The organism is Nostoc sp. LEGE 12454 (assembly GCF_056620565.1).
The window spans coordinates 133524-148161 of sequence record NZ_JBWQXL010000001.1 but is presented as its reverse complement, the minus strand read 5'-3'; the positions used below and the strand labels follow the sequence as shown (position 1 = coordinate 148161).

Genomic DNA, 14638 nt, shown 5'->3' with positions numbered 1-14638 from the left:
TACAAATATGGATGAGATGCACAATGAGGACAGTTCATCACTTAATTATGCAACGCCAAAATGAAATTATTCTTTTAAGAAGAAATGCATTATGACTCAGAATGTGCCATATCTTAAGCCGCAAACTTCAAAAGAAACTACCGACTTTGAAAGTGCAGACAGTGGTAAGATAGCACAACCTATAGCGATTATCGGTATAGGCTGCCGTTTTCCAGGCAGTGCTAATAGTCCAGAGGCTTTCTGGAAACTGCTGGTTTCGGGTGTAGATGCTATTACCGAAGTGCCAGAGTCACGCTGGAATGTAAATAAATTTTACGATTCAGATATAACAAAACCAGGCAAAATGCGAACCCGCTGGGGCGGCTTTGTAGATAAAATAGACTTTTTTGATGCTCAATTTTTCGGGATTTCTCCCCGCGAAGCCTCACGCATAGACCCACAGCAACGAGTGATGCTAGAGGTAGCCTGGGAAGCGCTGGAAGATGGGGGGCAGATGAGCGAACGCCTTGCTGACTCGAAGACAGGGGTGTTTATTGGAATATCAGGTAGCGATTACCAAAACATCCAAGGGAGCGATCGCGACTCCATTAACGCTTACACAAATTTGGGCGGCGTTAACTGTGTCACAGCTAACCGCATTTCCTACGTATTTGACCTCAAAGGACCAAGTATGACTGTTGACACAGCCTGCTCTTCATCGCTGGTTGCAGTTCATCTTGCGTGTCAAAGTATCTGGAATGGAGAATCTGTGCTGGCAATAGCAGGAGGCGTGAATGCGATACTCAGACCAGAAGCAACCATAGGATTTTCTAAAGCATCAATGCTCTCTCCCGATGGACGTTGCTTTAGCTTTGATGCACGAGCCAATGGTTATGTCCGGGCTGAAGGAGCCGGTATTGTTGTCTTGAAGCCTTTATCTCAAGCCATAGCAGATAGAGACCCGATTTATGCTGTCATTCTCAGCAGCGCAGTCAACCAGGATGGCCAAACTAATGGCATCACGGTTCCTAACGGACAGTCTCAAGAAGCAAGCACTCCAGGAAGCCTGCCAGAAGGCAGGGATATCGCCACAGCAGATACAGTATATTGAGGCTCACGGCACAGGCACCCCTGTAGGCGATCCGATAGAAGCGATCGCTCTAGGAAACGTACTAGGTAAAAATCGGAATCTGGGAGAGTACTGCACAGTTGGTTCAGTTAAAACCAACATTGGACATTTGGAAACAGCATCAGGAATTGCTGGACTCATCAAAGTCGCACTGGCTCTCAAGCACCGCCAGATTCCGCCAAATCTCCATTTTCAGACACCGAATCCCAAAATTCCTTTTGAGGAATTGGGGTTGCGGGTGCCTACTACCCTTGAGCCTTGGCCAAACTCAAAAGAAGCGCGACTAGCTGGTGTAAATTCCTTTGGATTTGGGGGAACGAATGCCCATGTGCTTTTGTCAGGATTAGCAACGGATGTAACGGATATAGGCCATGAGGAGCGCGGTTCTCTTCCCGTGCTATTGCCCCTATCGGCAAAGAGTCCGGACGCACTTGTGGCTATTGCGCGAGCAATCCATGAGTTTTTAACCGCTCTTTCTGAGGGCGCTGATGTTTCATTGACAGACATCTGCCACACTGCCAGCAATCGCCGAGGTCATCACGACCATAGGTTGGCACTGGTGGCTCATACCAAAGAAAATCTGGTAGAAAATCTGGAAGCATTTCTGGCGGGAGAAAACCGTCCAGGTCTGTCTTCTAATCACCTAGTTCCAGACTTTCAACCCAAGCTGGCTTTCGTTTTTTCTGGCATGGGACCGCAATGGTGGGCGATGGGGCGTCAGTTGTTGGAGTCAGAACCCATATTCCGAGAAGTCATCGAACAGTGTGACGAGTTGCTGCGGGAATATGCTGATTGGTCATTGTTGTCAGAACTCTTAGCATCAGAAGAGACGAGCCGTATCAACTCTACCCAAATCGCTCAGTGTTCCATCTTTGCCGTGCAAATCGCTCTAGCTGCCTTGTGGCGTGACTGGGGGATTACGCCCCAAGCGATCGTAGGTCACAGTGTTGGTGAAGTTGCAGCCGCCCACGTTGCCGGAGCTTTGAGCTTGTCAGATGCTCTACAGGTCATCTTCCATCGCAGCCGCGTTCAAGCCTCGGCAGCGGGCTTTGGGAAAATGCTAGCTGTTGGGCTGTCTCAAGAGGAAGCCGAGCGTGTATTAGCAGGATTAAAATACGAGAGTTGCGTTTCTATTGCAGCCGTTAACAGTCTCACTGCCGTTACCCTGGCTGGGGATAGCGCCGCCTTGTCAGAAATTGCCAAATCTTTGGAACAAAAACAAATTTTCTGTCGCTTCCTGCAAGTTGAGGTGCCTTATCATAGCCCCTTTATGGAGCCATTAAAGGCAGAACTGGCACAATCATTGCAAGAAATCAAGCCTCAAACAGCCACAATTCCCTTATTCTCTACCGTTACGAGCAAGCAAGTAGAAGGTTCAGAGTTGGATGGCATCTACTGGGGGCTAAACATGAGGGAGCCGGTTCTTTTTGCAGCGGCGATCTCTTCCCTTATTCAAGCTGGTTATAACACCTTCCTCGAAATCAGCGCTCATCCAGTTCTCGCTAATTCAATCTCCGAATGTCTCACTTTAGCTAAGATATCTGGAACAGTGCTTCAAACCCTGCGGCGCTTTGAACCGGAACGCGCTACGATGCTCTCGTCATTTGGCAAGCTCTACACGCTAGGATACCCAGTTGATTGGCATTATCTCTATCCAGAGCAAGGGCGTTTCGTGCGTTTGCCTTCTTATCCCTGGCAGCGAGCGCGTTGTTGGCACGAGTCTGAAGAATCTATGGGAGTGCGAATTGGAACAATCCCCCAGCGCTCAATGTTGGGGCAACAAGTCCACCCCCTTTTAGGAAGCCGTCTGAAATCAAGTCAACCGATGTGGGATGCAGAGATTGACAAGCATCGCCTCAGTTATCTTGATGACCATCGCGTCCAAGGAGCCGTGGTTTATCCGGGAGCAGCTTATGTGGAAATGGCTTTGGCAGCAGGATCGGAAATTTTCAAAGATGACGCTTATATTATAGAGGAAATTGAATTTCAAAAAGCTCTCTTCTTACCAGAAAATAGTGCGTCAATACTTCAGTTAAGTCTGGAGCCAAGCCAAACATCCTTCGAGATTAACAGCAATGTCAAAGGTAGCCAATCAGAGTGGGTTCGACACGCAACAGGTAAGCTAACTCGCGTTCAAAATCACTTTGTATCTAAGCAGGTTGTACTGGATGAAATTAAGAGCCGTTGTCCCAACGAAATTTTGAAGAGCGATTTATATCGGCAATTCCAGGAAATAGGACTCGAATATGGTGCTTGTTTTCAAGGAATAGAGCAGCTTTGGAGCGGTGAAGGCGAAGCGCTGGCTAAAATTCAGGTCAGTAATGCTTTACAGACAGAAGTCGAGGAATACCAGTTACACCCAGCTATCCTTGATACTTGTTTTCAGGTGTCCCTCGCCACTGTCTGTGTTCAAGTAACTTACTTGCCAGTACAGATAGACCAAGTAAGAGTTTACGGTCGTCCAAAGCTGCAAATGTGGAGCTATGCCCGTCTGAGCGAGCAAAGCGCTACCCGTCTCAAAGGAGATATGCAACTAATCGATGATGCGGGAAACGTACTGGTAGAAATTCTCGGATTTGTCTGCCAGTCCCTGGAGAGCAAGCAGGAAAGTTTAGAGAAAGCAGATTACCTCTACGAATACCAATGGGAGATGAAGGCGCGTCCTACTCAAGAGTTAGTTCGCCTCACCCCTGATTATCTGCCCTTCCCAATGCAAATCGCTCAGAATCTCCAATCTGAAGCAGCTCAATTGAGCGTGCAATTAGGAAGGAAGCAGTACTACTCGCAGGTAAAGCCACAAATGGATGCTTTATGTGCTTTTTACATTCTCAAAGCTTTCGAGCAACTCGGGTGGAAGCCGAAATTGCATACTCGTATAAGTGCGGAAACTCTTGCCCAACAATTAGGCATACTGTCTGTGCATCTACGTCTTTTAAGGCGGTTGTTAGAAATCCTAGCTGAAGATGGCCTGCTGCATCAAGTAGATGACCAGTGGGAGGTCTGCCGCCTACCAGAAATGAAGCAACCTATTGAGGTTTGGAAAGCACTTTTAGCAGAATTTCCTGCTTACCAAGCGGAACTGACGTTGTTAGGGCGGTGCGGTCAGAAGCTGGCTTTGGTAATGATTGGGGAGGTCGATCCTCTGCAATTGATTTTCCCTAAAGGTTCTGTGACAACATCTGAGCATCTGTACCAAGATTCACCTAGTTATCGGATCTATAACCTGCTGGTTGAGAAAGCGATCGCTATTGCGCTGGAACGTTTACCAGAAGGACGAACAGTGCGGATTTTAGAAATTGGTGCACGTACAGGCTCAATGACATCCTACGTGCTGCCAAAGCTGATGCCACATCGGACGGAATATGTATTTACTGACATTTCTCGACAATTTACAATCTCTGCCGAACAAAAGTTTCGCGATTATTCCTTCGTTGAGTACCAAATTTTAGATATTGAGGCCGATGTCATAGCACAAGGCTTCCAGCCCCATTCTTTTGACCTGATTTTAGCATCGGACGCACTGCACGCCACCAGTGACCTTCGTCAGACCTTGGAAAATGTTAAACAGCTTCTTGCATCTGGGGGTTTGCTGGTTTTGCTCGAACTAACAGCCGATGACTATTGGCAGGATTTAGTATTTGGATTGCTCAAGGGCTGGTGGTCATTTACTGATGTCCAACTACGGCGATCGCACCCTTGGCTTTGCCAGACTCAGTGGCGAGATTTGCTAAAAGATGTCGGGTTTGCGGAAGTTGCTAGCATTGCAGATACACCACCCGAAACACATAAGTCTCTCCAAACCGTTATTCTGGCTACTAGTCCAAAGCTTAGGCAAGAAGTTCAGCCCGAATCAGCAATTCCTCTAAAGCCTGAAAATTCAGGAACTTGGTTAATTTTTGCTGACAGTTCTGGAGTCGGGCAACAGCTAGCAGAACAACTCAAACAACGCCAAGAAATCCCGATTTTAATAGAGCCTGGAACTGACTTCAAGCGCCTTGATGCAGATAGCTTCCAAATTCGCCCGGAACATGCAGAAGATATGCAGCAACTCCTAGAAGCTCTTGATGCAAATCAGCCCGTTTGTCGTGACGTAGTTTATCTGTGGAGTCTAGACACACCTCCAAGTGAGAAAATGACAGCAGCTACCCTAGAATCAACTTTAACAAACAGCTGTTTGGGCGTACTGCATTTGCTTGGGGCGTTGGCTAAAGTCAATTGGCCGGATTCTCTGCGTCTATTTTTGGTGACGAACTCTACCCAGACAGTAGGAGGTTTAAAATCTCTCTCGGTTGCCCAATCTCCTTTGTGGGGTTTGGGCCGAGTCATTAACAATGAACATCCCAATCTTCGCTGCACTCGCGTGGATTTGAGTCCTGTTATTGCCCCAGAGGAGATTCAGTCTCTCATAGAAGAGTTGCTGGCAGACGATAAAGAAGATGAAATCGCCTTACGGGGTAAGCAGCGCTATGTAAATCGGTTAATACGGTTATCGCCAGCAAATTTGATTCAAAAATCAAAATCTCTGGCACAAAATCGAGAACCCTTCCGTTTGGAAATCTCTGCACCAGGAGTGTTAGATAACTTGCAACTGCGGGCGATGGCGCTCTCAAAACCGGGGACGGGAGAGGTGGAAATTCAGGTTTGCGCCACAGGTTTGAACTTCAAGGATGTTGCCAAGACAATAAATTTGTTAAATGATGCTAGTTTGGAGGGGACTTTCTCCGGGCGATCGCTTGGTATAGAATGTGCCGGAATCATTACCGCCATTGGCTCTGGCGTTGAAGGGTTTAAGATCGGTGATGAAGTTATTGCTTGTGCGTCTCACAGCTTTAGTACGCATACAACGACAGATGCCCGCGCTGTAGTGCATAAGCCGGCGCATCTTAGTTTTGAAGAAGCCGCCACAATCCCTGTGACTTTTCTGACTGCTTACTACGCCTTGCACTATTTGGGAAGGCTGCGTCAGGGTGAGCGGGTTCTCATCCATGCAGCAGCAGGTGGTGTGGGTCTTGCTGCCATCCAAATTGCTCAGACAGTGGGTGCAGAGATTTTCGCGACGGCAGGTAGTCCAGAAAAACGGGAATTTTTGCGATCGCTTGGCGTAGAACATGTAATGGATTCTCGCTCCACCGCATTTGCCTCGGAGGTGATGGAAATCACTGGCGGTAAAGGTGTAGATATTGTCCTCAACTCTTTGGCAGGAGAGGCTATCCCTAAGAGCCTCTCTGTGCTGGGAGCTTATGGACGTTTTATAGAAATCGGGAAGCGCGATATTGAGCAGAACAATAAGCTGGGTCTGCGACCTTTTCAAAATAATTTGTCCTTCTTTGCGGTAGATTTGGACAAGCTGTTAAGCGATCGCCCTGATTTTGCTGGCTCCTTATTTGGTGAAGTCATAGAATATTTTGAGGCAAAAACCTTTCACCCGCTTCCCCACAGAGTCTTCCCAATATCGAGGGTAGTAAGCGCCTTCCGCTACATGGCGCAAGCCAAGCACATCGGCAAGATTGTCATATCGTTGCAAGAGCCAGATGTAAAGGTAGTTCCCTCATCTCAAGAAACAGTCACTTTTCACCCTGACGCAACTTACTTAATTACTGGTGGACTAGGTGGGTTTGGTTTAGCAGTGGCTCGTGGTTGGTGAAAGGGGGGGCGCGGCACTTAGTACTGATGGGTCGTAGTGGTGCTGACTCGTCAGCAGCAAAGGAAGCGGTAAAAACATTGGAGTCAGCAGATGTTCGTGTAGTGGTCGCTAAAGCAGACGTGTCACACGAGGAGGAAGTGAAGAGTGTTCTGGCAAACATTAGCCAGTCTATGCCACCGTTGCGAGGCATTATTCATGCAGCAATGGTTCTGGACGATGCTCTCCTGCTCGACCTCAACCAGGAACGGTTAGCAAAAGCGATCGCACCCAAGGTCATTGGAGCTTGGAACTTACACACCCACACCTTGAACGCAACCTTAGATTTCTTCGTGTCATTTTCCTCGTTTAGTTCCATTATTGGAAATGCAGGACAGGGAAATTATGTGGCCGCTAATACTTTTCTTGATACGTTGGCACATCACCGCCGCGCTTTAGGACTGCCAGCCTTGACCGTCAACTGGGGTGCGATTGCTGATGTTGGTTATGTCGCTGATAACACTGTAATCGGTCAGTATTTAGACCAGATGGGAATGAAAGGTTTGCGATCGCACCAAGCACTACAGATATTAGGACAATTACTCCGTGTTGAGGCAGTGCAGACAGGGGTAGCACCTTTTAACTGGCAACGGTTGAGCGAGATTTACCCAGCTGGCGCATCAGCGCGATTTTCTCAGCTAGTCAACGAGGCAGCTGTTCTAGCAAAGGCGGACGGGCGCAACAGCAAAGGAGATTTGCTCTTAGGCGACCTGATGACAGCCCAACCAACAGAGCGTTTGCAAATTTTGGAATCTCACCTGCGAGAACTCGTAGCTCGGGTATTGGGAACTTCTCCTGCCAAATTGGATAGTCAAAAATCGCTGACCAATCTGGGACTTGACTCCTTAATGGGAGTAGAACTGAGTAACCGAATAGAGAGCGTTTTGGGTGTGAGTGTACCCACAATGAAACTCATGCAGGGCCCAAGTATTTCGCAACTAGCAGTGGAGCTAGTTGAGCAACTGATGGGAACTTCCCAGACACAATTACCTTCTTCAGTGACCGCAGTTCCAACCGATTGGCTTGTTTTCCCCAAACCAAATCCGGATGCCTGCTTGCGTCTGTTCTGCTTCCCATACCTTGGAGGCAGTTCCTCAGAATTTCTTCCTTGGTCAGATTGCTTACCATCAGATGTAGAAGTTTGTGCCGTTAAGCTTCCCGGAGGTAAAGACTTTTTGGGCGAACAGTCATTCGACGAGCTAACCTCTATTGTGGAAACCTTGATACAAGTTCTGCTTCCTTATCTAGACAAACCATTCGCTTTTTATGGTCACAGTCTAGGGGCATTGGTCAGCTTTGAACTCGCCCGTCAGTTGCGCCGCGAAAATAGTAAAACTCCTGCTCACTTGTTCGTTGGTGCTTCACAAGCTCCTCAGATACCCTATTTACATCCTTCTGTTGAGAAGCTCCCTGAATTCGAGTCAGTCAAAGGAGTATCTATCAATGATTTACCCCAATTGTATCGGGACAATACAGAACTGGTGGGATTGTTACCACTGATTTTAAAGGAAGTAACATTGTTGGCTGAAAGATACAGCTACACAGAGGAAGAGCCACTAAATTGTCCTATTTCTGTGTTTGGAGGGATTCAAGACAAGGTGATAACTGAAGATTTACTTTCGGCTTGGCGCGAACAAACTCGCAGCAACTTTAAGCTGCAAATGTTAAGCGGCAATCATTTATTCTTGCACAGCGATCGACGCAAAAAATACCAATTTACCAATGAGAATGAGGTTAAATAATATATTAATTATTTTAATCTCAACAATTTTAATGTCTACAGTTTCCGGACTGTTAGCTATGAATAAACTACGCTCGGCAGATCCAGCAGATATTTTTTAGTTAAGGAAAATTTAGTTCTCTATCTTTCTCAATGTAGAAGTTATTAAATACTGATTTAGATGCCCCCAGTGTCCCATTCCCCAAAGAAAGAACATATCCCGCAGAATATACGGAAGCGATGTCTACGACGGGCTACGCCTACGCAGCACTCAAAGAACAACACCAGCAAGAGTTAGAGCGACTGGATCGGGAATTGAGGATTGGGCTACAGTCAGAAGCCACAGCCAGCGCCGAAGTCCAAGTATAAGAGCAAATCCAATCCTTGCAAAGCCTGTACAGGCAACAGAAAGACTAGAATATCCAGTTACAGCAACGGCTAGATGAAATGGAATCGCTACGGCAGTTGGAGACTGAGAACCAACAGCTTAGGCAGCGTATTCAGGAATTGGAAAACGCCGTACAACAGCATCCTAATCTGTGCAGAATTCCGAAAAGCCTCTTTTCCCCTGCTCCCGTTCGGCTTACCTCGGCTCCGGTTCCATTAAGCGAAGTCGAGATGCTCGGCACTAGTCGCTCATGGCAAGCCTGCCCCCTGCGGTCTAAATGATAAGTCAATACGGTTAAGGCTAAATCCTTTGCCAAAGTTAATTTTTTTAACGAACCCCCTTCGTGCAGCGTCTCGTAGAGAAGGAAGAAAGGCTTTACTGAACTGTATTGAATGATAAGTCTTTAGCCGGACACGATATATGACACCATGCATTTCTGGAATAGACGTTGTAGCATGTGTAGTAAGAAAGCAAATATCACTTGATGCTCAATTTAGCTCAAGGGGGTCTAATGATCGATCGCTTTTTGAATCTAATTTTTATCGATTCCTTCGCTGTAGTAATTAACCTGACATTTGGTACATTACTTCGCACTAAAATCTGCAATTATTCATGGGATGGAGTTGTAAATGATGAACTTTCAACACCAGAAAGTAGCGCTAGCTCTACTAAATCTCCACCAACCTTAGAAGAGATACAAACCACTCCTATTCCATAAAGCCTGCTGTAGCGATTCTCATTTGAATGAAATATAGGCTTGCTTAGGGGCGTACATCTGTGCGCCTCGATGAGAATCTATGTTTATCTATGGTTAATTATATTGATTGTCACAAGCAATAACTAGAATTTTAACGGGAATACGGTAAAATCCAGAAGCACTTTTATTGTTACCAACGCAGGTTAAGGATGGAAGTAATATGATTACGTTTTTGGCTGGAGGTGATGTTGCTCTTTCTGTGACGCTATTGTTTCTTATCTCATAGATGTGGCCTGGAAAAATCTAGTTTTGAATGTGGTTGCAGTGGCTTTAGGTTTTGCGATCGCTACTTTAACCCGATTATGAGTAAAACGTGTTACAGCAATTACAGTAGAAGTTGATGTTTTTCACCATTTTTGCTAAACCTATTGATGACAATCTCAAAAATTTGGTAGACGAAATTGAAGCGCAAAGTCCTAGATTATCAGTTTTAGCAGCGCGCCAATTCCGTTATAGTTGGCTTCAAACTCCGGTAGAAATAAATATTAAAGAACCCCGCCAGTTTAACGTACTCGAAGAGTTTATCATCCGTGCTGCTATTGAGTTTCAACCTCCGCCAACAGAGGATGAATTAGCCTCCGTACTTGGGCTTGATTCTGTATTTATTAAAACTACTACTGCAACTCTTCGTTCCTTACAAACTCTATCAGCAACATCAGCACTAACAGTTACTCCTGAAGGACGTTCATTTTATGAAAAAGGGTCTGTACCACAGCCACCATATCCTATACAAATTAATGCTGTTACAGACCCTTTAAGCCACGAGATAACCTTTCAATCGGAATCTTTAAATGAGACAGTAATAAATTTGCCTGATTTGGCAGACTTTATAACTATTGATAATACAATTGCTGATATTGCTTCCTTACCGCTTGAGGAAATTCAAAAAAGCATTCAAGCTTCAGGTTTAGCACTTCATGTACCAGAAGAGGGAAAAATTGTAACTTCCTGTAAGGTACTAGCTTCGAGTCAAAAAATTTGGAGAAAAATATCGCTTTTGATTATTTTTGATGCCCTTGAAGATAAATTGAGCATTCAAATAAGAAATATAAAACAAATTTTAGAGTCAGCATCCAATTGGTTGGAATTTCTACATAATGAAGGTAAAATATCTTTGGAAACATTATGTAAATTGTCAACTGAAACCAGCAATTTTGAACGTGAAACAATTCTCAAGCAGAAAAGTACTGAAATAGAAACTAGACTCGAAAGTATTCGCACCAAGGCGCTAAAATCTACTATAAAAAGTGGTAAGAAATCATTAGTAGGTGAAGCTATTCAGTTACGAGATGGACAAATTAGCCAAGCTTTTTTAGAAGTTTTAAATTTGGCTAAAAACCAAGTTATTATTTATTCTCCTTGGGTGAATCAAGCAGTTGTCAATGAAAAATTTTTAACTCTGTTACAGAAATTAGCTAATCGCGGAGTATCGATTTTAATTGGACATGGCATTGCGCAGCGACAAGAAGATGAAGATAAACCAATTCCACCAGAAGTAGAAAAAAAACTTCGAGCGATAAAAACACCTGATGGTTTACCATCCGTACTGGTTTTTTGGTTGGGAGATTCCCATGTCAAAGAAGTAATAGTGGATCGAGAAATCTATCTTTGCGGATCTCATAACTGGCTATCTTATCGGGGCAATTACTTACCACTAGGCGAATCAGTTTATAAAGTGACAATTCCCCTTCAAGTACAGGAAGCTTATGAATTTCTCGCTAATCGCTTCCAAAATCACGCTCAAAAATTATGGCAAAATGCTCTAGAAAACCGCGATTTTCAACTGGCTGTAGAGTCTTTATGTATCTGGGGTGTGCTAGGTATGGAAGATATTGCACTCAAAGAGATACAGAAAAACAATTGGCTTGAACTTTTGCCTGTATGGTTGAATGTAGCAATACAGGGATTAAAGTCAAAAAACTTATCAAGTGATTCAGCAAGTTTTAAAACTGCACTTTCTTTGCTGAGTCAAGTTTCTATTGAAGAGGCTTTTATTGATTTATTGCAACAGGGATGGCGTAAAGTTATCGGTGCGATCGCAATTAACAATCCCGAAACTGCTTTAAACTTACTTAGTGATGAAGTATGGGTGCAGTTTATACGTCTCAAGATTGTTCAAGAGAGTGATTCACCCAATGATTTTATTTTGTCCTGTACTTAACCTACACTAGGATATTTTTCATACTCCAATAGTAATAATTTATCAATAATTTATCAAAGACAGCCCAGAAATATACCGAGCTTGCATTTCGCGGGGATGTCAATTAAATGATTCTTAACCTTTGATTGACTTAAAGATAGATCCAGAGATTCGTCTTGTTCGATACAATTTATAGGTAGAGAGAGCCGAGGAGAACAAGGTGGTCTTATTAAAAGGCTTTGAGATTGAGATGTACACGGGCACGCCTCAAGGTGAAATCGTCGGCCTCTCCGACAAGATTGTTGCGGCTTTGGATGGATTTATGCGCGAACCAGATAGCCGCAACGTCGAGTACATAACTCAACCATCCCATAATTACGAAAATTTATTGTGTGCCTTGCTGCGTCCTCGGCGGGAGTTGCGAAACTACCTCAATCGTTTGGGCGATTACACCTTAATACCAGGGAGTACTTTATCTTTGGGTGGGAGCGATCGCTTTCTCCGTTCCGATCCAGCAAACCCCTATCATGATTACATTGAGAACACCTACGGTACGAAAGTAGTCACTGCTAGCGTACACATAAATATAGGCATCAGCGACCCAGAAGTATTAATGCGCGCGTGTCGGGTAATCCGTATGGAAGCACCCCTATTTCTCGCCCTCAGCGCCTCATCTCCGTTCTTGGATGGCAAAGCTACTGGCTATCACTCCACCCGTTGGGGCGTTTTCCCACAAACGCCCAGCCATGTGCCCTTATTTGCCAGCCACGCCGATCATATCCAGTGGGTGGAAGATCAACTCGTTGCCGGAACCATGCAGAATGTGCGGCATTTGTGGGCATCGGTGCGACCAAATGGCGATCGCCGTCCTTATGACTTGAATCGCCTAGAACTGCGAATTTGCGATTTAGTCACAGATCCCATTGCCTTACTAGCTATTACTGCCTTATTAGAAGCGCGTTTGTTGCAAATAATCGAAAACCCCAGCATCGATCCGTTAACCCAAAGCACTTTCTCTGCTGAAGAACTCGTCACCCTCACTGGTGACAACGAAGCTGCTGCTGCTGCTGGTAGTCTTGATGCTCAGTTGAGGCATTGGCAAGATGGCAGAAGCATTGTAGCCAGAGATTGGATTGCCGAAATTTACCAAGATGTTTGGGCGATCGCCAAGCAACAAGGTTTTAGCTGTTTCCTTTCCCCTTTGCACAAAATCCTCCGCGAAGGCAATGAAGCTCAACAGTGGTTGCAATTACACGCAGTCGGTTTTGACACTCACCGCGTCATCACCCAGGCTATTCTCGCCACCCAAGAGCGCGAAATCGAACTCGAAGACAAATTGTGTTCGTCTCTGCTGGGTTAACTCAAAAGACATTGGGGATTGAGCATTGAGAAAACACTTTGTTTTATCCCCTTGTTCCCTCATTTCCCCACTTTCGTCTTCATACCAATGGAAGATTTTATTGCAGTCACTACCATCCCTAAAAGACACAAGCACTTACTTTCTCTACACAAAACTTAATATTTCCCGATTGTAGGCAAATATCCTCTCAGGCATTGATCTGGGATAATTTGTAGTTCCTTTTAAAAATCTAATCGATAGAGGATGCTTGATTATTATTAACAAAACCTATGAATAGCCTCTATCTTTTGGTAGATTTAACATTGACCATAAATTTTTTTATACAATACCTAAATTGTACGGATAATGCCTCAGGTAGTTTTAGTTAACCCGCAGATACCTCCTAATACAGGTAATATTGCTCGTACTTGTGCAGCTACGGGTACAGAGTTGCATTTAGTGGGGCCTTTGGGGTTTGAAATTAGCGATCGCTACCTCAAAAGAGCCGGCTTAGATTACTGGCCTTATGTCAAACTACACTATCACGAATCACTAGAAGCCTTTAAAATCGTACATCAGAGGCGTGGCGGCAGATGGTTGGGTTATACGGTTAATGGAAATTGTAATTATGTAAGCTTTCAGTTTAAACCTGATGATTGGCTACTGTTCGGTAGTGAAACCACGGGCTTACCACCAGCAATTCTGTCAGATTGCGATGCTACCGTTTATATTCCTATGAGCCAACCAGGGGTTCGCAGCTTGAATCTGTCAGTGAGTGTAGCAATCGGCTTATTTGAAACCCGCCGTCAGTTAGGCTATTTAGAATAGTTGTTTACATTCCTCTTTATAAGTGTATTTACTTATAAGCTTTCCAGAAACCTATTAGACGATTTATTTGTGACTGCAAAAATTTTCTCGATGCCGCAAGAATATGTAAAACAATATACCAAAAATTGGGTTTATTCGCGAAATGTAGTGGAAGATACTTACAAGTATAGTAAGGTTATTATAAGAAATTTGTATATGAAACTTGGGATATTGCCAAATTTGAATGATAGATTTTGATGAATTTAAAACATCCTAAACTAGGAACGAAATTGCTAAAATCCAGTCATGTATTACATTTGAGCTATTTTTGCTCAATCAAGGACAGAAATCATCCCAAAAGTAGCCGATAGTTAATACGGTTGTTTTTTAGGGAATAATCAACGTAAAGTCTCGTGTTGATGAAGACGGATGGGGTAGAAATATCTTGAAGATATCTACAGCAGGGGGCATAACTTTTCCAGAAGTCGCCGCAATTTAATTTTCAGCAGCGACTTGGACTTGGCAAATTTGTCCAGTCCCCGCGATTGACGCAAGACAAGCGTGGATAATGGTAAAGAGTAAAATCTCGTCCTAAGTGGTGTTAGGAGTGGTTCGGACAAGTAAACACAGCAAAATTTAAGTTTTGCAAACAGATGTGAACTTGTCTAAATCAGAGAAGCAGGTTAATCTTGCGTAAGC

The 14638-nt window shown here is 44.5% G+C and carries 8 protein-coding genes and 1 pseudogene; all 9 read left to right on the top strand.

From position 1 onward, the window contains the following. Positions 1–91 precede the first annotated feature (91 nt). On the top strand, positions 92–1090 hold the full coding sequence (locus tag AC1F2U_RS00620; protein WP_480259378.1) for a beta-ketoacyl synthase N-terminal-like domain-containing protein: 999 nt from the start codon (positions 92–94) through the stop codon (positions 1088–1090). Next, positions 993–6752, top strand: a complete 5760-nt coding sequence (locus AC1F2U_RS00615; protein ID WP_480259377.1) for an acyltransferase domain-containing protein — start codon at positions 993–995, stop codon at positions 6750–6752. Before AC1F2U_RS00620 ends, AC1F2U_RS00615 begins: the two co-directional genes overlap by 98 nt. A gap of 26 nt (positions 6753–6778) precedes the next feature. After that, positions 6779–8530 carry a KR domain-containing protein gene (locus tag AC1F2U_RS00610; protein ID WP_480259376.1) on the top strand — a complete coding sequence of 584 codons (1752 nt, stop codon included), beginning with the start codon at positions 6779–6781 and terminating at the stop codon, positions 8528–8530. Next, positions 8499–8630 (top strand): annotated as a pseudogene (locus AC1F2U_RS00605) (ABC transporter); the annotation flags it as partial. The gene AC1F2U_RS00610 and the pseudogene AC1F2U_RS00605, both read left to right, overlap by 32 nt. Before the next feature lie 118 nt (positions 8631–8748). Then, positions 8749–8877: a hypothetical protein gene (locus tag AC1F2U_RS00600; RefSeq protein WP_480259375.1), complete on the top strand. Its 129-nt coding sequence runs from the start codon at positions 8749–8751 to the stop codon at positions 8875–8877. 503 nt (positions 8878–9380) lie between these two features. Then, positions 9381–9614 (top strand): hypothetical protein, encoded by a 234-nt coding sequence (locus tag AC1F2U_RS00595; RefSeq protein ID WP_480259374.1) that lies wholly within the window; start codon positions 9381–9383, stop codon positions 9612–9614. 379 nt (positions 9615–9993) lie between these two features. Next, complete coding sequence (locus AC1F2U_RS00590; protein ID WP_480259373.1) at positions 9994–11814, top strand: hypothetical protein; 1821 nt, start codon at positions 9994–9996, stop codon at positions 11812–11814. A gap of 199 nt (positions 11815–12013) precedes the next feature. Beyond that, complete coding sequence (gene gshA / locus AC1F2U_RS00585; RefSeq protein WP_480259372.1) at positions 12014–13153, top strand: glutamate--cysteine ligase; 1140 nt, start codon at positions 12014–12016, stop codon at positions 13151–13153. Positions 13154–13498: 345 nt separating this feature from the next. Next, on the top strand, positions 13499–13960 hold the full coding sequence (locus AC1F2U_RS00580; RefSeq protein ID WP_480259371.1) for a tRNA (cytidine(34)-2'-O)-methyltransferase: 462 nt from the start codon (positions 13499–13501) through the stop codon (positions 13958–13960). Positions 13961–14638 lie beyond the last annotated feature (678 nt).

Excerpts from the sequence above, each read along its gene's own strand:
- AC1F2U_RS00615 (WP_480259377.1), top strand. The coding sequence starts at position 993 with ATGGCATCACGGTTCCTAACGGACAGTCTCAAGAAGCAAGCACTCCAG.
- AC1F2U_RS00580 (WP_480259371.1), top strand. The coding sequence starts at position 13,499 with ATGCCTCAGGTAGTTTTAGTTAACCCGCAGATACCTCCTAATACAGGT.
- AC1F2U_RS00590 (WP_480259373.1), top strand. The coding sequence starts at position 9,994 with ATGTTTTTCACCATTTTTGCTAAACCTATTGATGACAATCTCAAAAAT.
- AC1F2U_RS00600 (WP_480259375.1), top strand. The coding sequence starts at position 8,749 with ATGTCTACGACGGGCTACGCCTACGCAGCACTCAAAGAACAACACCAG.
- AC1F2U_RS00610 (WP_480259376.1), top strand. The coding sequence starts at position 6,779 with ATGGGTCGTAGTGGTGCTGACTCGTCAGCAGCAAAGGAAGCGGTAAAA.
- AC1F2U_RS00620 (WP_480259378.1), top strand. The coding sequence starts at position 92 with ATGACTCAGAATGTGCCATATCTTAAGCCGCAAACTTCAAAAGAAACT.
- AC1F2U_RS00595 (WP_480259374.1), top strand. The coding sequence starts at position 9,381 with ATGCTCAATTTAGCTCAAGGGGGTCTAATGATCGATCGCTTTTTGAAT.